General features: G+C 49.9%; 17 protein-coding genes. 7 read left to right on the top strand and 10 right to left on the bottom strand.

The features are described 5' to 3' along the window. Nucleotides 1-224: 224 nt before the first annotated feature. A complete protein-coding gene (locus tag E1H14_RS10055) occupies nt 225-1,919 on the top strand; it encodes an L-lactate permease (RefSeq protein ID WP_149391342.1) in 1,695 nt (564 codons plus the stop codon). A gap of 130 nt (nt 1,920-2,049) precedes the next feature. Here the strand turns inward: E1H14_RS10055 and E1H14_RS10050 are convergent, their stop codons facing one another. Further along, nucleotides 2,050-3,393 (bottom strand): MATE family efflux transporter, encoded by a 1,344-nt coding sequence (locus E1H14_RS10050; RefSeq protein WP_235017438.1) that lies wholly within the window; start codon nt 3,391-3,393, stop codon nt 2,050-2,052. Nucleotides 3,394-3,500: 107 nt separating this feature from the next. On the opposite strand from E1H14_RS10050, the gene coaE reads away from it, so the two are divergent. The 4 genes from coaE to E1H14_RS10030 are packed head-to-tail and all read left to right on the top strand — an operon-like array spanning nt 3,501 to nt 6,687. Next, nucleotides 3,501-4,139, top strand: a complete 639-nt coding sequence (gene coaE, locus E1H14_RS10045) for a dephospho-CoA kinase (RefSeq protein ID WP_235017437.1) — start codon at nt 3,501-3,503, stop codon at nt 4,137-4,139. Further along, nucleotides 4,136-4,345 (top strand): DNA gyrase inhibitor YacG, encoded by a 210-nt coding sequence (locus tag E1H14_RS10040; protein WP_149391341.1) that lies wholly within the window; start codon nt 4,136-4,138, stop codon nt 4,343-4,345. The genes coaE and E1H14_RS10040 overlap by 4 nt, the downstream gene beginning before the upstream one ends. 26 nt (nt 4,346-4,371) lie before the next feature. Next, nucleotides 4,372-5,247 (top strand): UTP--glucose-1-phosphate uridylyltransferase GalU, encoded by an 876-nt coding sequence (gene galU / locus E1H14_RS10035; RefSeq protein WP_149391340.1) that lies wholly within the window; start codon nt 4,372-4,374, stop codon nt 5,245-5,247. A gap of 3 nt (nt 5,248-5,250) precedes the next feature. Beyond that, nucleotides 5,251-6,687 carry a phospholipase D-like domain-containing protein gene (locus E1H14_RS10030; protein ID WP_149391339.1) on the top strand — a complete coding sequence of 479 codons (1,437 nt, stop codon included), beginning with the start codon at nt 5,251-5,253 and terminating at the stop codon, nt 6,685-6,687. 85 nt (nt 6,688-6,772) lie between these two features. On the opposite strand, the gene E1H14_RS10025 is transcribed toward E1H14_RS10030, so the two are convergent. From E1H14_RS10025 to E1H14_RS09990, 8 genes are all read right to left on the bottom strand, one after another. Next, nucleotides 6,773-8,278, bottom strand: coding sequence for a fumarate hydratase (locus tag E1H14_RS10025; RefSeq protein WP_149391338.1), 1,506 nt, complete (start codon nt 8,276-8,278; stop codon nt 6,773-6,775). 165 nt (nt 8,279-8,443) lie between these two features. Continuing rightward, entirely contained in the window at nt 8,444-10,117 is a 1,674-nt protein-coding gene (locus E1H14_RS10020) for a methyl-accepting chemotaxis protein (protein WP_149391337.1), read from the bottom strand. 103 nt (nt 10,118-10,220) lie between these two features. After that, on the bottom strand, nt 10,221-11,078 hold the full coding sequence (locus E1H14_RS10015) for a prenyltransferase (RefSeq protein ID WP_149391336.1): 858 nt from the start codon (nt 11,076-11,078) through the stop codon (nt 10,221-10,223). 8 nt (nt 11,079-11,086) lie between these two features. After that, nucleotides 11,087-12,418, bottom strand: a complete 1,332-nt coding sequence (trhP, locus tag E1H14_RS10010; RefSeq protein WP_149391335.1) for a prephenate-dependent tRNA uridine(34) hydroxylase TrhP — start codon at nt 12,416-12,418, stop codon at nt 11,087-11,089. Between the two features lie 60 nt (nt 12,419-12,478). Then, nucleotides 12,479-13,468: a hypothetical protein gene (locus E1H14_RS10005; RefSeq protein ID WP_149391334.1), complete on the bottom strand. Its 990-nt coding sequence runs from the start codon at nt 13,466-13,468 to the stop codon at nt 12,479-12,481. Nucleotides 13,469-13,609: 141 nt separating this feature from the next. Further along, nucleotides 13,610-15,244 carry a chaperonin GroEL gene (gene groL / locus E1H14_RS10000; protein WP_149391333.1) on the bottom strand — a complete coding sequence of 545 codons (1,635 nt, stop codon included), beginning with the start codon at nt 15,242-15,244 and terminating at the stop codon, nt 13,610-13,612. Between the two features lie 89 nt (nt 15,245-15,333). Next, nucleotides 15,334-15,627, bottom strand: a complete 294-nt coding sequence (locus E1H14_RS09995; RefSeq protein ID WP_149391332.1) for a co-chaperone GroES — start codon at nt 15,625-15,627, stop codon at nt 15,334-15,336. A 218-nt stretch (nt 15,628-15,845) separates the two neighbouring features. Continuing rightward, nucleotides 15,846-16,325, bottom strand: coding sequence for an FxsA family protein (locus E1H14_RS09990; RefSeq protein WP_149391331.1), 480 nt, complete (start codon nt 16,323-16,325; stop codon nt 15,846-15,848). Nucleotides 16,326-16,534: 209 nt separating this feature from the next. On the opposite strand from E1H14_RS09990, the gene E1H14_RS09985 reads away from it, so the two are divergent. Both E1H14_RS09985 and E1H14_RS09980 read left to right on the top strand, forming a co-directional pair. Continuing rightward, entirely contained in the window at nt 16,535-17,296 is a 762-nt protein-coding gene (locus E1H14_RS09985) for an SDR family oxidoreductase (RefSeq protein WP_149391330.1), read from the top strand. Nucleotides 17,297-17,551: 255 nt separating this feature from the next. Continuing rightward, the gene (locus E1H14_RS09980) at nt 17,552-17,761 is read left to right on the top strand and encodes a Flp family type IVb pilin (protein ID WP_149391329.1); all 210 of its coding nucleotides are present in this window, start codon (nt 17,552-17,554) and stop codon (nt 17,759-17,761) included. 67 nt (nt 17,762-17,828) lie between these two features. Here E1H14_RS09980 and E1H14_RS09975 read toward each other — a convergent pair whose 3' ends face one another. After that, entirely contained in the window at nt 17,829-19,529 is a 1,701-nt protein-coding gene (locus tag E1H14_RS09975; RefSeq protein ID WP_149391328.1) for a ShlB/FhaC/HecB family hemolysin secretion/activation protein, read from the bottom strand. Nucleotides 19,530-19,880 lie beyond the last annotated feature (351 nt).

Genomic DNA, 19,880 nt, shown 5'->3' with positions numbered 1-19,880 from the left:
TTCCTTGTTATATAGCATCATAGTAACTCATTCCTGACGACACTAGCATGACTTTAGTGGAATCTATTGGCTTTTTTAACCTTATACAAAGGTCTAACTTGATCAGGAATGATTTGACTCTGAATTGATCAGCTTTTAATCTACTCAACGCTTATTGTAAATTGGTCTTACCAATTTACCCAAAATAAAAGACATGCCCACAAGGCACTAAACAGGATCTCACTATGAGCCAAACACTTTTGTCTTTGCTCGCCTTTGCCCCCTTGGTATTGGCCGCAATTCTTTTGGTCGGTCTACACTGGCCGGCGAAACGTGCGATGCCCGTTGTTTTTCTAGTCACGGCTTTAATTGCGCTCACCGCCTGGGAGATGAGCTTTAACCGTGTGCTCGCCTCAACTCTGCAGGGATTGATTCTGACCGGCGCCATCCTATGGATTATTTTCGGCGCTATTCTCCTTCTCAACACGCTGAAACACTCAGGTGCAATCACCGCGATTCGTGGAGGTTTCTCCAGCATCAGCCCTGATCGTAGAGTGCAGGCGATCATCGTAGCCTGGTTATTTGGCTGCTTCATTGAAGGTGCTTCTGGATTTGGAACGCCTGCGGCAGTCGCTGCCCCGCTTCTGGTCGCCCTAGGTTTCCCAGCACTTGCCGCCGTTATGATTGGTATGATGATTCAGTCTACACCGGTTTCTTTTGGGGCTGTCGGTACACCGATTGTCGTCGGAGTCTCAGGCGGTTTAGACAAAGCGGGAATCAGTGAAGCCCTGATTGCCCAGGGTTCAGACTGGGAGTTCTTCTATCGACTCATCACGTCTGAAGTCGCCATTATTCATGCCATCGTCGGCATCTTAATGCCTTTATTCATGTGCGTAATGCTGACACGCTTCTTTGGCAAAAATCGCTCCTGGAAAGAAGGCCTCAATATGGCGCCCTTCGCCATTTTTGCAGGCCTCGCCTTTGTCTTACCTTACGCGGCTGCCGGGGTGTTCTTGGGACCTGAGTTCCCATCGATGATCGGTGCGTTAGTCGGTTTGATGATTGTGGTACCAGCTGCCAAAAAAGGCTTCTTACTGCCCCGTGATAACTGGGAGTTTGCGGAGGCTAAAGATTGGCCGGCAGAGTGGATGGGCAACATTGAAATTAAACTCGACAGCCTGACCGCAAAAAGCCCCATGTCAATTGGTCTGGCCTGGTTACCTTATATTCTGCTGGCAATTTTGCTGGTGGTTTCGCGTGTGAATGCTGAGGTGAAAGCCTTCTTTACCCAGAACCTTGTCTTAAGCTGGAGCAATCTTCTGGGCGAAGCCGGTGTATCGGGAAGCATTCAATTTCTCTACCTACCAGGTGGCATTATGGTTTTGGTGGTCTTAGCCACCTTCCTCTTACACCGCATGAAATTCTCTGAATTAAAAGCAGCGGTCGGTGAATCATCACGTACGCTATTAGGTGCGGGTTTTGTCTTGATCTTTACCATCCCAATGGTGCGTATCTTGATTAACTCAGGGGTGAATCTGGCGGAGCTACCTTCGATGCCCAGAGCTATGGCGGAATTAGTCGCCGGCAGTGTAGGCGACATCTATCCCTTCTTTGCGGCATCGGTCGGTGCGTTAGGGGCCTTTATTGCTGGCTCCAACACAGTCTCCAACCTGATGATGTCGCAGTTCCAGTTTGACACAGCGGGTTTAATCGGCGTTTCCGGTGCACTCTTGGTTGCTGCGCAAGCGGTCGGTGCTGCGGCCGGCAACATGGTCGCCATTCACAATATTGTTGCTGCCTCAGCAACCGTAGGTTTATTGGGACGTGAAGGGAAGACCATTCGTATGACCATCATTCCTACACTCTACTATCTAGTGATGGCTGGTCTGCTGACGATGCTGGCAATACACGTTTTCGGCGTGAGTGATCCGCTGGTGTGATGCAACATCGATAAAATCTCGTCGTTTTATGCGCTTGGGGTACTTAGGTACCCCTTTTTTATCTGAAGAGACACAAGCTGCTGGCGATCCTAAACTTATGAAGAAGATTCGGCTTGGCGGGTGTTTTACATCAAGGCTGCATCAAGACTTTCAGCTGATGTCTTGTCCAACACCAAGCCAAAATAGCCGTCAACATATTGGCCAGCACCAAGGCTGAAAACAGGCCGGTTAAACCCCAAAAAGCGTTCCCTAACCACCCCAAGGGCAGATACATCAGAAACAAGCGGATTAGGCTGAGTTTTAAGGCATTAAAGGGTTGATGCAACGCATTAAAGCTGGAAGCACTCAGAAAGGTTGTGGCTTGAAAACCAAACCCCAGTGGCACAATCAGAATCCAAATCTGAATCCAGCGCACCACTTCTGGATCGGTTGAAAAAAGGCGCGCCAAGGGGCCGGAACTTAATGCCAAAAGTGCATAAATCAGCAGCTGCCAGACCAAAGCAAAACGTATCACCGCTGCATAGGCTTTTTTGATACGCTCATACTGACCGGCACCCATATTTTGACTGATAAAGGGCGGCAGTGTCATCGACAGCGCTAGGCAGACTAAAAGTGCCAAGGACTCAATACGATTACCCACGCCATAGGCTGCCACCGCTTCTGCACCATGCTTTGCCACCAGTGCGGTTAAAACACCATTGGCCAAGGGCGTAGTGATATTCGATAAGGCGGCGGGTGCACTGATGTGCAAAAGCTCACACCAATGCTGCCAAGAACGCCGACGATTACAGGAAGGCAGAGTCAACATCGCACGACGGTGATAGAGTAGATGCAAAGCGATCAAAGTGGTTGAACACCACGCCAGCACACTGGCAATGGCCGCTCCCTGTATCCCTAACCCGGGCAGTGGCCCCCAACCAAAAATGAATAAAGGATCCAATAGCGCATTTAAACCTGCCGACACCAGCATCACCAAAGCCGAATAGCGTGTATCTCCCGCAGCACGAAAAATACTGTTGCATACCATGTTCATCACCATAAAGATGGAACCGGCAAACCAAATTTGCATGTAGGCGTGGATTAATGGCAGCAACTGCTCATCCGCCCCCAATAACCGAAAAATCGGATGGATCAGCCACTGCCCAGCGAGCCCAACCACCAACATAATCAAGGCCGTCACCACCAGCGCATCTGTCGCAAAACGCGCGGCGGTATCCTGCTCACCGCGACCGATACGTCGGGCCAAGGTTGCAGAAGTACCAACCCCTAAACCTATCGCCAAACTCACGACAGCAAAACTGACCGGAAAGGTAAACGCTAAGGCCGCCATAGGTGCCGTACCCAGTTGCCCGACAAACCAGATATCCGCAAGATTAAACAGCATTAAGCTGACAATCCCGAACATCATTGGGATCGTCATCTGGCGTAGTACAGGCCGAAACGGAGCATTCAACAGATCAGGCGTGGTTTTCATGCCAAAGTGGGTATCCATCAAGGATGTAAAAGGCGATATTCTAGCACCTTTGCTTCTTCCCCGCAGACTCTACTGAGCGATGACCTTAAGCGCATAGAGATGATAAGATGCCCAACAAAGACGCAGAGAGTGATGGCATGCATACCTTTGGATTAACCGGTGGGATAGGGAGTGGTAAGTCTGCAGCGGCCCACTATTTCGCTGAACTGGGCGTTCCGATTCTGGATGCCGATGAGATTGCGCGTGTTGTTGTGGAGCCTGGTTCCGCAGCCTTAGCAAGTATTGCTCAAACCTTTGGCGCGGAATTCATTCTTGCCAACGGTACACTCGATCGTAGACGTTTGCGTGAACGTATTTTCTCAGACAGCGTGGCGCGAGAATGGCTGGAAACCCTCTTACACCCTCTGATTCGTGAAGTGGTTAAGGAGGCACTCAAGACACCTTGCACAGCACCTTACCGTCTTCTGATGGCCCCTCTTTTATTGGAAACCGGCATGGATCAACTGGTTGAAGGGGTTATCGTAGTAGATCTTCCAGAGGCCTTACAGCTGCAACGTGCACTAGCACGTGATCAATGCTCAGAAGCCACCCTGCGCCAAATTATGCAAGCACAAATGTCCAGAGCCGCACGCTTAGCCCGAGCGAACTTCTGCTTAGATAACAGCCAATCCCCTACCGAGCTACAGGATGCCGTGAAGCATTTGCACACTCAACTCCTAGCCTTAGTTGAAAAGAATCGAACATGAAACAGCGCCAAATTCCCTGCCCAACCTGTGGTGAGCCTGCTCTCTATGCGCCCAGTAATCCAGATCGTCCTTTCTGCAGTAAGCGCTGCCGTTTGATTGATCTGGGTGAATGGGCCAGCGAAGGTTATGCCATTGAAGCTAAGGAAAGACCGGATTGGGAAGAAAATATCTTAAACCCTGAATCTTCCGAGCTTTTGAAACATTAAATAGGAACAAGTTAAGGATTACACTGATGCTAAGTAAAGCAATTATTCCCGTTGCAGGGCTCGGCACACGCGTTCTGCCTGCCAGTAAAGCCATCCCTAAAGAGATGCTTCCGGTTGTGGATAAACCCGTGATTCAACATGTCGTGGAAGAAGCGGTGGCGGCAGGCTTTACCGAAATCATCTTAGTGACACGATCAGGAAAACAAGCGATCGAAGATCATTTTGATAGTCACTATGAGTTAGAAACGGAACTACAACGTAAAGGTAAAATCGATCTGCTCACAAGCGTACAAACCACTCTACCGACGGGTGCTAAAATTATCAGCGTACGCCAACCTCAAGCTCTGGGTTTAGGCCACGCCGTTCTCTGTGCAGCTGAAGTGATCGGTGATCAAGACTTTGCGGTTCTGTTACCCGACATGCTGATCCGCAACGCCGGCATGCGTGATCTACAAGCCATGGTAAAGGCTTATGAAGAGAGCCAGGCAGGTCAGATTATGGTTCAAGCGGTACCTGAGGATCAGGTCGAGCGTTATGGGATTGTTGATTGCGCAGGCGCGACTGTCGATGCCGGCGCGCACAGCCCTATTCAAGCCATGGTCGAAAAACCCAAGGTCGCTGAAGCTCCCTCCAACTTAGCCATCGTCGGCCGTTATATTTTACCCGCTCGCATACTTGAACTCCTCAAAACCACTCAACCCGGTGCCGGTGGCGAAATTCAGCTGACCGATGCGCTGGAACAACTGCTGCAAGAAGAACCGCTCCATGCTTTCAACATGCGAGGTGAACTTTACGACTGCGGGAATAAATCCGGTTGGTTGCAAGCAAATCTAGTCTATGGTCTATCTCACCCTGAAACTTCAACAGACCTTCAACATATCATTAGGCAGATGGTCTGTTAAACCATGCCTCAAACCCTCGTGAATCTCTGGCCAGTTCTGCTGGCCTTGATTTCCTTTTTGGTGGCGCTGGCAACCTCGGTGCACATCCTGTTACGTAAACGCGACTCACGTGCCAGCATTGCCTGGATCGGCCTGGTTTGGCTGGCACCCCTGCTCGGCGCTTTTACCTATTTACTCCTGGGCATCAACCGTATTCATTCTCGCGCTAAAGAGCGTATTCCGCAGCGCAACAGGCCGCCGACACCCCCTCTGCTGGCTTATTCTCCCGATGCTTTAGCACAGTTTGTTCCTGAAGCCTTAAAAGGCTTATCACGCTTATCCAGCCAAGTGAGCCAACAACCGCTGTTAGGAGGCAATCGAATCAACCCTTTATGGGGCGGTGATGAAGCCTTTCCGCGCATGCTCAAGCGTATTCAAGAGGCTGAACAGAGTATTACCCTGAGTACCTTTATTTTGCGTAACGATACAATGGGCCGCGCTTTTGTGGATGCGCTGGCTCAAGCTCAGGCACGTGGTGTGGCAGTTCGTCTACTCGTAGATTTTATGGGGCTGCGTTACTCTCTGCCAACCGTGAAGTGGCGCTTAAAACGTCAAAAGCTTATCTACGCGGAATTTATGCCACCACGCTGGCCCAATAGCCTGCCCTTCTTAAATTTGCGTAACCATCGCAAGCTACTTATTTGTGACGGCCTTTATGGATTTACCGGCGGCATGAATATCTCAGCACAAAACTGCCACAAACGCGGTGAAGCGCTGTTGGAAGATATTCATTTTGAACTGGAAGGCCCCGTCGTGACCGAATTACAGAGCATTTTTGCCGAAGATTGGTTTGCCAGTTGTGGTGAGACATTAACCGGACAACCCTGGTTTCAAGCGCCTGTCACTCCTGGCAGTACACTCGCTCGTGCGATTGCCGATGGCCCGGATGATCGTTTTAACACCCTACGCCAAGTGATGCTCGGCGCCATCCACTCTGCGCATCATCACCTGCGGATCATGACTCCCTATTTTGTACCCGACACCAGCCTTAGCGAAGCACTGATAACCGCCGCTTTACGGGGAGTCAGGGTACAAATTTTACTACCCAGTAATAATAATCTTCGGATTGTTGACTGGGCGTGTCGTGCTCATCTCGATGAATTCATTCAACAGGGTGTAGAAGTGGCGTTTAGCTCGGGCTGCTTTAACCACTCTAAACTGTTTATGGTGGACGAGGGCTGGTGCCTACCCGGTTCGGCCAACTGGGATAATCGCAGCTTAGCCTTAAATTTTGAATGCAATTTAGAATGTTATGATGAATGGCTGACGCGACGATTGAATCAGCACTTTGATCAACGTTTCCAAGACGCCGAACGTTTATCTCTTGAGCAGATCCAACAATGGTCTTTGGGGGTTCGCCTGCGTAATGCCACAGCCGCCTTACTCTCACCCTATCTTTAACTTTGCCGAACACAAAATAAAAAACCCGAGCCTTAAAGACTCGGGTTTTTTACATTAAAAAGCATCGACTCACACTTTGCTGAGTTTAAGCAGAGCGTGCGATGATCTCTTTCCATTTTGCCGGGCCAGTCGTGTGAACCGACTCACCGTTCACATCCACCGCGACAGTCACTGGCATATCCTTCACTTCAAACTCATAAATAGCTTCCATTCCCAACTCAGGGAACGCCAAGACCTTAGCACCAGTAATCGCCTTGGATACAAGGTATGCAGCGCCACCCACCGCCATCAGATACACCGCTTTGTTATCACGGATCGCATCGATGGCAATCGGACCACGCTCAGACTTACCAATCATACCGAGCAAGCCGGTAGTTTCCAGAATCTGGCGGGTGAACTTATCCATACGCGTAGAAGTTGTCGGGCCCGCTGGACCCACCACTTCATCACGCACAGGATCCACTGGACCGACGTAGTAGATAAAGCGGCCTTTAAGATCCACAGGCAGCTCTTCACCGTTGTTCAGCATTTCCACCATTTTCTTGTGCGCGGCATCACGTCCGGTCAACATCTTGCCGTTGAGCAACACTGTTTCCCCGACTTTCCAAGTTGCGACCTCTTCTGGAGTGACTTCATCCAGATTCACACGACGCGTATTGGAACCCACCTCAAAGGTCACTTCTGGCCAATCTTCGAGGCTTGGAGGTGTCAGCTCTGCAGGGCCAGAGCCATCCAGAGTAAAGTGCGCATGACGTGTCGCAGCACAGTTAGGGATCATACACACCGGCAGAGATGCCGCATGAGTTGGGTAGTCTTTAATCTTGATATCCAGAACCGTCGTCAAACCACCCAGGCCTTGAGCCCCAATACCCAGGGCATTGACCTTATCCATGATCTCCAGACGCAACTCTTCTACACGATTCTGCGGGCCGCGTTCACGAATTTCATGAATATCAATAGGATCCATCAAGGATTCTTTGGCCATCACAGCCGCTTTTTCAGCCGTGCCGCCTATGCCGATACCCAGCATGCCAGGTGGACACCAACCCGCTCCCATGGTGGGCACTGTTTTAACAATCCAATCGACGATGCTGTCAGATGGATTCAACATGGCCATTTTCGATTTGTTTTCAGAACCGCCGCCTTTCGCCGCAACGTGAACTTCAACCTCATCACCTTCGACAATCTCATAATGGATGACGGCAGGTGTATTGTCTTTGGTATTCTGACGCTTACCCGCAGGGTCTGCCAAAATCGATGCACGCAAAACATTGTCTGGATTCAGGTAAGCACGGCGCACACCTTCGTTGACCATGTCGGTGACAGACATCTGCGCATCCCACTGCACATTCATCCCCACTTTCAGAAACACCGTGACAATACCGGTATCCTGACAGATCGGGCGCTTACCTTCAGCGCACATACGCGAGTTAATCAGAATCTGAGCCATGGCGTCTTTCGCCGCGGGATTCTCCTCTTTCAGATAGGCTTCATGTACCGCCTTAACGAAATCGATCGGGTGATAGTAGGAGATAAACTGCAGCGCATCAGCAATGCTACTGATGAAATCGTCTTGGCGAATTACGCTCATCGGGACTCTCTCCGGTCAGACTTTTTAATGAGTATGAGTAATTGACAGTCAGTAACTTTGCGCTTAAGTGTGCCTAAGCGCAAAGCTGCTTAAGTTCCCAAGTATATCGCAAAAATGCCAAGCTTCGTGTCAGGTTTTAGTCGAATACCTAGGCGCAGCTAAGACTCAAAGACGGAAATGTTGCACCTGGCTTTGCAGGGTCGCCGACAAACGTGCCAACTCCTGACTCGCGGCAGTCACTTGGGCGGCGGCCGCTGCCGTTTCATCAATCGCTCGGGTAATATTCGAGATGTTTTGATTAATCTCTTCAGCAACAGAAGATTGCTCCTCCGCGGCTGTAGCAATTTGCGCATTCATATCATTAATGGCCATGACCGATGCATTAATCGCCTGCAAGGCTTGATTGGCATCATTGGCCTGCTCGACCGTTTGCAACCCTTTTTGCTTACCCTGCTCCATCTGCTCTGCCGCCGCACTCGAACCCTCCTGCACACGATGAATACGCGCTTGAATATCACCGGTTGAATCCTGGGTACGACTTGCCAGTGAGCGCACCTCATCGGCAACTACCGCAAAACCACGCCCCTGATCCCCCGCACGCGCAGCTTCAATCGCCGCGTTCAACGCCAGAAGATTGGTTTGTTCCGCAATCCCCTGGATCACACCTAAAACACTGCCAATTTCTTCACTATCACTAACCAACTGCATCATGCTCGCTGCTGAAGTTTCGATCTCAACAGCTAATTGGTGAATCACCTCTACCACCTGATGCACCACCTGCATACCATTCGCCGTTTCGCTGTTTGCCACTTGCGCGGCATTGGCAGCATGAGCGGCATTACGTGCCACATCCATCACAGTAGCCGCCATTTCGTTCATTGCGGTCGCCACCAAGGTGACTTCAGCCTGCTGCAACTGAACCTGCGCATTGGTTTGGCTACTCGATGCAGACAACTCTTCCGCAGAAGCAGCGACCTGCAAGGAGGCATCGGAGATCTGCTTCATCAACCCATGCAGCTTTTCCACCATCTCTTTAAAAGACACCAGCAAACTATCGGCAGGAGCCGCAGCCGTATTGATCTGCACCGCAAGATCACCGGCCGCCACACGCCGCACGACTTCACGCACATAAGCAGGCTCACCACCTAACTGCCCCATGACACGACGAGTAATGAACCAACCTGAGGCCAAGGCGATCAACAAACCCAGCCCTAGAGCCACCAAAGTCAGCATAGAATCGCGCCCTGCACGTGCGATAGCGCTCTCCACCGTATCTTGGGAAAGGTCGAGATTCCGTGTAATCAGCTCTTCAAGCAGCTGATTCATCTGAGCTGAGATCGGCACCAGGGCATCAAATTGACGTTGAAACAAAGCGTAGAACACCTGATATTCTTCATTCGAGCGGGCCTGACTCATTTTTTTCACTTCAGCATCCATGCGATCTGCCGCTTCGCGCCACTGACGCATACCTTGACGTAAGCGCTGATACAGCTCCTCGCCCTGCACCGTGCGAGGGATCAGGTCATAACGCGCCAACACCCGATCCAAGCGCTGCCAAGAACCTTCTCGCTGCGTTAAAAGTTCAGCTAACTGCACACCACTGCGGTTTGTCCATTCAGTCTGCTGCAACATAGCGAGTGTTTGTGTGCGTGTGATTAAACGCTCCTCATTGATGCGCCCCAGGAGTTCCACTGCGGGTAAACGCACTTCGCCCAGATGGGTGATGTCGGCTTGCATGCGATTGCCCGCAAAGATGCTCAAAGAGCCCACCAGAAACAGTACCAGAGCCACTAGAGTGAAACCTCCGGTTAAAAGCACTTTAAGACCTAAATTGCGCATCCACTTGCTCTCCGAATAAGGGTTAATCCTTATTGTATCAATCCGGCTATATTAGTACGAAATGATAATAACCCTATAGATCATTAGGCTAATAAAGGAAAGTTTATGGCAGCAATAGAAAGCAAAAGAGGCTGCCAAAGAGCAGCAAGAAGCGCGCAGTCGCCGGCGTCAGAGCACGTCGCGCCGCACTATCCGCCCGCAGCAGACGATAAAGCTGAGGCAAGAGGAAAAGCAAAAACAGCAAAGGCCAAGCCGGTGTCAACAAACCCCAAATGTAGAGCAGAGCGGAAAATACAGCGGTAGCGAACAAGAGTGCTCCGTAAAGCTGCACACCCTTGGTATAACCTAAACGCACCGTGAGCGTATTCAGCCCATCCTGCCGATCCTGCTCATAGTCGCGCAATTCATTGCTGAGCAAGAGCAAAGAGACTAAACAGCTAATCGGCAAAGAGAGCCAGAGAATCTCTGTTTGAAAAGGCGCACCCACGGCTAGATAACTGCCGGTGATCATCAAAACACCCATCAACCAGAAGACCAAGAGCACACCCAGCCCCCGATTCTTGTACTGGATAGGCTCTAGGGTGTAGCCCAAAGCGCCCAGTAGACCGATAACGGCAACCAGTAGCAAAGGCCAGCCGGCTTGTAAAATTAAATAAAAGCCCAGCAGGGCCGCCACAACAAAACACCCCAACCCCAACTGAAAATTACGCCGAATTTGCTGGCGTGCCGCGATGAAAGCCCTATCCTGGCTCGGCAACAAGTTGAGATCGGCATAGTCGTTGATCAGGTTAACACCGGCCTGCAGCAAAACACCCGCAATCAGAACCAAGACTGCAGGCAAGGGCTGCCAGTAACCCTGAGCATACGCCGCGACCAACCCCACTAAACATGCGATCAGGGCGACCGGAAAGGAGAAAGGTCGTAAGGCTCGCTGAAAACGGTACTTGCTCAGATCAGGCATAGCACAGATCAGCTCCGTGCGGGAGCGTTGGGCAGATCACGCATTAATAACGCAAATTCAAGATCGGCTGACAGGTCCATCGGAATCGAAACACGATGTCCAGAGCCTGGTGCCGCTTCAATGCGGGCACCCTTTTGATTTAACAACTCCTGCAAACGAAAACGATGATTACCTGCCGGGGTCATCAACTCTAGGGTATCACCCAACTCAAAACGGTTTTTTACATCAATCGTCATCATGCCCGCAGCGGTCGGCTCGATCACCTCACCGACAAACTGCTGATGCACACCGACCGAATTGCCCGTTTCATAATTCTGGTACTCATCGTGCACATGGCGACGATAAAAGCCTTCGGTATAACCACGGTTGGCAAGATTCTCCAACACATCCATCAGTTCCATATCAAAAGGTCGACCTGCGACAGCATCATCTATGGCCTTACGATAGGCTTGTGCGGTACGCGCAACATAATAGTGTGATTTGGTTCGGCCTTCGATCTTCAAAGAATCCACACCCATCGCCGCTAGACGATGCACATGCTGAATCGCACGCAGATCTTTGGAGTTCATAATGTAAGTGCCATGCTCATCCTCAAATGCAGGCATGTACTCACCCGGACGTGACTCTTCTTGCAGTAGAACGATCTGATCACTGGGTTTACCCAGGCCTAAATCGGGTTCATAGGTCTGCACCGGAACAATATCGCCTGATTCATCCTGCTTGGCTTCATGAGCGTCATACTTCCAGCGGCAGGCATTGGTACAGGTACCCTGATTGGGGTCACGATGATTGATGTAACCCGAAAGTAAACAACGCCCAGAATAAGCAATACATAAGGAGCCATGCACAAAGACTTCCAGTTCCATTTCTGGACAACGCTGACGTATCTCGGCCACCTCTTCCAAAGATAATTCGCGCGACAAGATCACACGCTCAATCCCCGCACGGTGCCAAAATTTGACACTGGCCCAGTTCATGGTATTCGCCTGTACTGACAGATGAATCGGGATATCGGGAAAGCGATCCTTCACCATCATAATTAAACCCGGATCAGACATGATCAGCGCATCCGGCTGCATCTCGATCACGGGGGTGATGTCATCCATATAGGTGGTAAGTTTAGAGTTATGCGGCAAAATGTTACTGGCAACAAAGAATTTTTTGCCGAGTCGATGTGCCGTTGCGATCCCTTCCGCCAGATGAGCATGATTAAAATCGTTGTTACGCACCCTTAAGCTATAGCGTGGTTGGCCGGCATACACGGCATCCGCACCATAGGCAAAAGCATACTTCATGTTTTTCAGGGTTCCCGCTGGGGATAAAAGCTCTGGCTGTCGCATAGTGTCTCTAACTCTTAAATCGAACGCGGCATTTTGCCCTGTCAACTGCACAAAGGCAATTTATCGCGGTGTTTGCAAACGCAGGCTGTTCAACTGCTCACGTAGACTCAGCAGCTCCCGATTCGTCTGTTGACGGAAGCTATCAATGGCCTGAATTGCCTGCTCATTACTGCGAATACGGGCTTCCAAGCTCTGCTGAGCCGTTTGTTGACTGCCCACCGCCGCGGTTTGGTTACTCAAACCCTGTAACGCAGCACGCAACTCACGCTCCAAAGCTTGCCGCGCCTCTGTCTCCGAACTGATCAACAACGCATTCTGGCTCAGTTGTGCCGTGATACTCTGCTGCTCGCGCGTTTGAGTTTGCACACGGCTTTGCAACTGAGTTTGCGCTTGTTGCACTTGGGTCACGAGATCCGTGAGCTCCTTTTTCATACTTTGCTGCTCAGCCTGCGTTTCTGCTAAAAGGGGGCCTAGATCCTCTGCCGGCTGCAGACTTTGTTGCAAAGCCGTTAAGCGCTCTTCTAATAGCGTCAAAGTGACCATACGTTGTTCTTGTTGCAGCAGTGTCGCAGCCAAAGATGACATTTCCTGGGGCAGACCTTTTAAAGTGTCTAACGCCAACTGCACAGGCTCGATCTGAGCTGTTTTTATCTGTGCAAGATCCGCCCAAAGACGGTTAAGTTCTGCTGCAACGAAGGCCTGTTGCTCCTGTGCACGCAACTCTAAGGCCTCCAATCTCTGCACTAGAGTTTTGCCCTCACCCGCCTCAGAACCATTAGTGTGTAAAGACAGTAAGACTTCTGCAGAGACTAGACGTGCTTCACTCGTCATCATCTGCTGACGTTGCTGCTCAAAGGCTTGCTTCAGATCCAAGAGCAGCCAAGCCAAACCCGCACTGACTACCACTAACGTCAGTAGAATCAGCGTCAGTAGAATAGAGCCAGACTGACGCGGCTCTGAAATTTGTTGCTCAGAACTCAATAGCGGAATAGAGGAGGCTTCTTTTCCCAATTTATCGAGATTAATCTGAGGTTCGCGTCTGGTTTGCATAAGGTCGTTCCTATTCTGTCCCCTCTAACCCTAGCATGAAGCCCAGTAAAAACAGACTGCTTTAGACAGAAAAAAGCCCTGCAAAGTAGCGACCTTGCAGGGCTGATTGATCCGTATTTAAGGATCCTTAGGCGGAAGTGATCACATCATGCCGCCCATACCACCCATGCCACCCATATCTGGCATCGCTGGCTTGTCTTCTGGATGCTCCGCCACCATCGCTTCGGTGGTGATCATCAGACCGGCGATTGAAGCCGCAGCCTGCAGCGCAGAACGAGTCACCTTGGCGGGATCGATGATACCGAACTCAACCATGTCACCATACTCATCAGTCGCAGCATTGAAACCGTAAGAGCCTTTGCCTTCACGGATTTTGGACACCACAACAGAACCTTCTCCACCAGCATTGGCCACGATCTGACGCAAAGGTGCTTCCAGAGCACGGAAGGCTAATTCAATACCGATCGTCTGATCATGGTTTTCACCTTCCAGCTTGCCGACATTATCCAGTGCGCGGATCAGCGCTACACCACCGCCAGGTACGACACCTTCTTCTACGGCCGCACGGGTCGCATGCAGAGCATCATCAACACGTGCTTTTTTCTCTTTCATCTCGACTTCAGTGCCCGCACCGACCTTAATTACGGCGACACCACCTGCCAGTTTAGCCACACGCTCCTGCAGTTTTTCACGATCATAGTCTGATGTAGTTTCTTCAATCTGGACACGGATCTGCTGAACACGTGCTTCGATATCTGCCTGAGAGCCGGCACCATCAACAATGGTGGTGTTTTCTTTGGTGATGCTGACGCGTTTAGCGTGACCCAAGTGCTCCAGAGTCGCGGTTTCCAAAGACAGGCCAATCTCTTCAGAGATCACCTGGCCACCGGTCAGAATCGCAATATCCTGCAACATAGCCTTACGACGATCACCAAAGCCGGGCGCTTTCACTGCGCAAACCTTAACGATACCGCGCATAGTGTTGACGACCAGAGTCGCGAGAGCTTCGCCTTCAACATCTTCAGCAATAATCAACAGAGGACGTGAAGATTTAGCAACCTGCTCCAGTACCGGCAGCAACTCGCGAATATTGGAGATTTTTTTGTCGACCAACAGCAGGAAAGGATCGTCCAGCTCAGCTGACATCGTTTCCTGATTATTGATGAAGTAAGGTGACAGGTAGCCACGATCAAACTGCATACCTTCAACCACATCCAGCTCATTCTCAAAGCCAGAACCTTCCTCAACAGTGATAACGCCTTCTTTACCCACACGCTCCATCGCTTCCGCGATGATACGGCCGATTTCAGCATCAGAGTTAGCAGAGATGGTTCCTACCTGAGCGATAGACTTGCTATCCGCACAAGGCACCGCCATCTTGCGCAGCTCTTCCACGACAGCAGCAGTGGCTTTATCGATACCGCGCTTCAGATCCATTGGGTTCATACCCGCTGCAACAGACTTCAAGCCTTCATTAACAATCGCTTGAGCCAGAACTGTTGCCGTTGTTGTACCGTCACCGGCCACATCGTTGGCTTTGGACGCAACTTCCTTCACCATCTGTGCGCCCATGTTTTCGAACTTGTCTTTCAGCTCAATCTCTTTGGCGACAGAAACACCATCTTTAGTGACTAAAGGGGCACCAAAAGATTTTTCCAGCACGACGTTACGACCCTTAGGGCCCAGCGTGGTTTTCACCGCATCCGCCAAAATGTTTACGCCTGCGAGCATGCGCTGACGAGCATCATTACCAAAACGTACGTCTTTAGCAGCCATTTCTATTAATCCTGTTTTCAATTCAGTTCAGTGTGACAAATCTTTACGCTACTTGTGTGGTGAAGCCTTTCAAAACCGGCTTCGAGCACTTAGCCTTCGAGGACAGCAAAAATCTCAGATTCCTGCATAATCATCAGCTCTTCGCCATCGATCTTGATCACGTTGCTGCCGGCATACTGACCGAACAGAACTTTATCACCGACTTTGACGGAAGGAGCCTGGATCTCGCCATTATTCAGCGTACGGCCTGGGCCGACAGCCACAACTTCACCACGATTTGGTTTTTCAGCCGCAGAACCGGGCAGGACAATACCGCCTGCTGTGGTTTTTTCCTCTTCGCTGCGACGCACAACGACACGATCGTGAAGTGGACGAATATTCATCTGGTTGTTCTCCTGGTATCTAGGATTCAAAGCGATGTTGTTTAGGTTTAAGTCAGAAGCACCTGACATCCGTCTTTAGGATGTCAGCATTGATAAGGGCAGCAAGTAGCCATTTCAACGGTCAACTGCAGATTTTTTTGCATCGACTGAAACTTCTGAAAGCTGCCCTGTATGTGGGGAGAGTTGCTGCGGATTTCAAGCGCGATGTCGAAAAAAATTTAATCTTTTCGAGTGAACTCGCCTTCCAGAACCTCTGGGCGCCGGCGGGAGGACTCTTCATCCTGAGGAGCCGCTCTAAAGTGGGCGTGATGCACTTCAGTTTCTTGATAGGTCGATGTTTGCGCCATGACAAACATCCGCCCACGTAAGAAGTGAACAATTCGCAAGCGTGTCCAGGGAATCAAGCAGCAGAATCCCATAACATCGGTGACAAATCCCGGCGTAATCAGCAAAGCCCCACCGACCGCTAACACTAAGCCTTCAGCCATCTCCTGACCGGGTAGTTCACCCTGTCGCATTTTTTGCTGCGCACGTGTGAGAGTCGATACCCCTTGATAGCGCAACATATTCACACCGACAAAAGCGGATAGGAGCACCAGTGCCACCGTGTAGCCTACTCCGATCCACTGACCGACGTTGATCAGCAGGGTAATCTCAATGATTGGAATCAGCACAAACGCCAAAAAAACAAAACGCATAGAACTACCTCTTTTTTATCAGAGGTCATGGGATCACATTCATACCGCCCAAGCAAGTCGACCTCCATCTTAGGAATCGGTAGAGATCAACCTTCTCTATATAGCTCAGAGTAGGTAAAACCACATTTTATATAGCGCTAAAATTGTTGCAGCGCAGCAAGGTGCGTCGCACAATAGGTTGTGCATTAACCAAACAAGGTACGAATAATATGGATTTGCAAGATAAGGTAATTGTGATCACAGGTGGTGGCCGCGGCCTGGGACGCTCAATGGCGCTGGAACTGGCTGAGAAGGGTGCAAAACTGGCCCTAGCGGATCTGAATCAACAGGATCTGGATGAAACCATTGCGCTGTGTGAAGCCAAAGGTACACAGGCACGCGGTTACATCACGAACGTCGCCGTCGAAGCCGATGTAGAAAAGCTGTTCAATGATGTGGTCAGCGACTTTGGCAGCTTACACGGCCTGGTGAACAACGCGGGTATCACGCGTGACGGTTTGTTCATCAAAGCTAAAGACGGTGAAATCCTGGGTAAAATGAGCCTGGATCACTGGAATCTGGTGATGGATGTAAACCTGACCGGCACCTTCCTGTGCGCCCGCGAAGCCGCTTGCAAAATGATTGAGCTCAAAGTACCTGGCTGCATCGTGAACATCTCCTCCATCTCACGCTCAGGCAACATGGGCCAGACCAACTACACCGCAACCAAAGCGGGTGTTGAAGCGATGGCAGTGACTTGGGCGAAAGAACTGTCGCGCTACGGTATCCGTGCCGCTTCCATTGCACCGGGCTACATTGGCACCGAAATGGTCATGAGCATGAAACCTGAAGCCTTGGAAAAAATCGCAGCAGGTATCCCAGCTAAACGCCTGGGCAAACCTGAAGAGATTGCCAAGACTGTCACGTTCATTCTGGAGAATGATTACGTTAGCGGTCGCTGCTTTGAAGTCGATGGTGGTTTGCGTATTTAACACTTAAGACACCTCAAGACAAAACCGCACCTATAGTGCGGTTTTGTCATCCCAAATAGCTAATGCTTTATATACCCTCGCCAAAAACACTCGCAGATAAAATCCTAACCAAAGCGCCAGGTTTTGATCAAAATCAAAAAATTGATCATAAAAATCTATTACATCCCTAGATCAAACTCGGTTAGAATCTAAAATAGTCGTAGCACTATGCCCATAAAACCCCTATGAACCTTAGATGATAAAGGATGTCTCTATATGTTGAAAAAGTACTTTGAATTTCGTTTTAAGTTAGAAGATAAACTGCGCGAACTCGCTAAAGATGACTCAGGCGCATCTGCCATCGAATATGCTATTATTGCAGGATTGATTGCTGTAGTGATTATTACGGCCACTACAGAAGTGGGTGATGCGATTGTCGATACTTTCGAATCAATTCGTGACGCACTCACAGGCGCCGGTGATTAAACACCAACGTGTTTAGTGCCTACATTTAAAGCCACACCTCATTCCAAGGTGTGGCTTTCTCACTTAATCAAAGACTGTAGTTCAAAATCAACCCCAACCTCGGCTCCTTATTACCCGTATCCACCGCCTCATCACCCAGCGGCTTAGCCACTTCTAATGCCAAGTTATAATGACGACGATCACCGAAACGCACCCCAAGAGCAGCAGAACTGAGCTTAGCCTCCTCTCCTGTTGAGCCATTCAGATAAGTACGCGCCCAATCCATCGCTACATAGGGCTGAACTAACTTGAGATGAGCATAATCCGTATCAAAACGATAACTCAGTTCATACCCTAAACCTATGCCACTATCCCCATAAGCCTGCTCAGACGGATAGCCGCGCGCAAAGTTACGTCCACCAAAGAGCACCTGCTCTGTTTGTGGCAGCACATCATCTGACCAGTAAGCCGCACCAGACAAGGCTAACTGCCAGTTATCCGCCAGGTTCAAATTCTGCACGGCACTCAAACGCAGCCGCGTGAAATCAAGATCATGCTGAGCACCGATATTCTGCCCGAGGAATCTCGCTTCACTTTTAGCACCCAAGCCATCAATCCCCTGATACAGACCCGCACTCAGGATACGCAGCTGGCCTTTTGCATCCAGCGTTCGCCAATCTGACTCAAAGCCGAGGACGCGAATTTTACTGTCAATAGTCAGCCCATCTACAAAAACTTGTGCTGGGTTGCGACGAATCAGCGTGAAATTACGCTCATCATTCACACCATACAAACGCACACCGGCCGTCAAGGATTCTCGCGAACTCAAAATCAAAGGATAGGTGAGACCTAAAGACAGTCGCGTGTTTTCACGTGTTGATACCGTACCCTGACTCGAAATCTGACCTTCTGAGTTGCGGTACCCCGAAGCAAAGCCACTCAAACGCAGACCATCCGCTCCAATAAACTGATTATAATCCAACCTCACATACTCTTCGTTATCATCCGAGTCACTCAACAAGGTAGATACAGTCACCTGCTCAGCAACAGGCGTATGCGAGTTCGCTGTCGCACTCAAAAGCAACTTGTTATTTTCTTCTTCGTCAAACTGAATGCTTGAACCAAAATCGAAGGCCTTACGGGTTGCCTCAGTCACTAGAACCGTTGCCCCATCGGTCGTGGCCGGCGGCTGAACTTGAGCCTTTACTTTAACACCCGGAATCTGGGCCATCAGCGTGGTATAACGCTCAAACGTCTCGCGTTTCAAAGGACGCTCATTTAAGAGCTGCTCACCCAAGCGACGTACATGCTCTTCGACCAACCCCACCTCGCCTTTCATCTCATGGGATTGAACATAACCCTCAACAATCACCACTCTCACGACACCATCAATTAAATTCTGCTCAGGCACATAGGCATAAGACAGCACATAACCATCGCGCTGATAGTCTTGAGTGATGGATTCAGTCACCAAAAGCAAGTCCCGCAGAGTAATCCGACGGTTTACCAAGGGCGCAAAACGTTGTGAAATTTGCTCGAAAGGATAAACACTGCCACCCTCAATTTCCAAACCTCGCAAGTCAAACTGAGTTGAAAGGGGTAAACGGACATTACGCACCTGAGGAAGCTGAGTCTCTGCGACAGAAGGGCGCATCTCCCCAACAGGCAGTTCTGCGGTAGGCAGCAAATTTTCAACATCACTACTTTGCAAGTAAGATGGCGTATTCGCCTGCAAGTTGGATGTCGCAACAATAACCGCACAATAAATCAGCTTTCTGACAGGATACATAATCTCTCCTTGAATTAAATTTTGCCGAAAAGCAATACAATGCTCGCCAATCGAAGCAGGCGTCAGGGTTCAGCGAAGAATGTAAGCACTACACATGATAAAAAATTATCAACTTCCACTTACGCAATCAAAACCATCTATACATTTTACACGCATAGATAAGATCCAAAAACCAACTCTAAACGACTATTTACAAGTATATATCTCAACCCCTACACCTGATCTAAAATAAGAATCAAATTTTTACGCAATAAAATAATCTTGCTTTTAATGGAATATATGGCATCATCTGTAGGAGTTGGATAGTTCTGATATATAGATCGCAATATCATCCACTGAACTAAAGACCCA

Source organism: Nitrincola tapanii, assembly GCF_008368715.1.
GTDB classification, from domain to species: Bacteria; Pseudomonadota; Gammaproteobacteria; order Pseudomonadales; family Balneatricaceae; genus Nitrincola; species Nitrincola tapanii.
The sequence above is the reverse complement of the archived record's forward strand: the minus strand, read 5'-3'. Positions and strand labels throughout refer to the sequence as shown.

What these genes read in the sequence shown, in the direction of transcription:
- E1H14_RS10055 (WP_149391342.1), top strand. Translation starts at nt 225, where the DNA reads ATGAGCCAAACACTTTTGTCTTTGCTCGCCTTTGCCCCCTTGGTATTG.
- E1H14_RS10050 (WP_235017438.1), bottom strand. Translation starts at nt 3,393, where the DNA reads ATGAAAACCACGCCTGATCTGTTGAATGCTCCGTTTCGGCCTGTACTA.
- coaE (WP_235017437.1), top strand. Translation starts at nt 3,501, where the DNA reads ATGCCCAACAAAGACGCAGAGAGTGATGGCATGCATACCTTTGGATTA.
- E1H14_RS10040 (WP_149391341.1), top strand. Translation starts at nt 4,136, where the DNA reads ATGAAACAGCGCCAAATTCCCTGCCCAACCTGTGGTGAGCCTGCTCTC.
- galU (WP_149391340.1), top strand. Translation starts at nt 4,372, where the DNA reads ATGCTAAGTAAAGCAATTATTCCCGTTGCAGGGCTCGGCACACGCGTT.
- E1H14_RS10030 (WP_149391339.1), top strand. Translation starts at nt 5,251, where the DNA reads ATGCCTCAAACCCTCGTGAATCTCTGGCCAGTTCTGCTGGCCTTGATT.
- E1H14_RS10025 (WP_149391338.1), bottom strand. Translation starts at nt 8,278, where the DNA reads ATGAGCGTAATTCGCCAAGACGATTTCATCAGTAGCATTGCTGATGCG.
- E1H14_RS10020 (WP_149391337.1), bottom strand. Translation starts at nt 10,117, where the DNA reads ATGCGCAATTTAGGTCTTAAAGTGCTTTTAACCGGAGGTTTCACTCTA.
- E1H14_RS10015 (WP_149391336.1), bottom strand. Translation starts at nt 11,078, where the DNA reads ATGCCTGATCTGAGCAAGTACCGTTTTCAGCGAGCCTTACGACCTTTC.
- trhP (WP_149391335.1), bottom strand. Translation starts at nt 12,418, where the DNA reads ATGCGACAGCCAGAGCTTTTATCCCCAGCGGGAACCCTGAAAAACATG.
- E1H14_RS10005 (WP_149391334.1), bottom strand. Translation starts at nt 13,468, where the DNA reads ATGCAAACCAGACGCGAACCTCAGATTAATCTCGATAAATTGGGAAAA.
- groL (WP_149391333.1), bottom strand. Translation starts at nt 15,244, where the DNA reads ATGGCTGCTAAAGACGTACGTTTTGGTAATGATGCTCGTCAGCGCATG.
- E1H14_RS09995 (WP_149391332.1), bottom strand. Translation starts at nt 15,627, where the DNA reads ATGAATATTCGTCCACTTCACGATCGTGTCGTTGTGCGTCGCAGCGAA.
- E1H14_RS09990 (WP_149391331.1), bottom strand. Translation starts at nt 16,325, where the DNA reads ATGCGTTTTGTTTTTTTGGCGTTTGTGCTGATTCCAATCATTGAGATT.
- E1H14_RS09985 (WP_149391330.1), top strand. Translation starts at nt 16,535, where the DNA reads ATGGATTTGCAAGATAAGGTAATTGTGATCACAGGTGGTGGCCGCGGC.
- E1H14_RS09980 (WP_149391329.1), top strand. Translation starts at nt 17,552, where the DNA reads ATGTTGAAAAAGTACTTTGAATTTCGTTTTAAGTTAGAAGATAAACTG.
- E1H14_RS09975 (WP_149391328.1), bottom strand. Translation starts at nt 19,529, where the DNA reads ATGTATCCTGTCAGAAAGCTGATTTATTGTGCGGTTATTGTTGCGACA.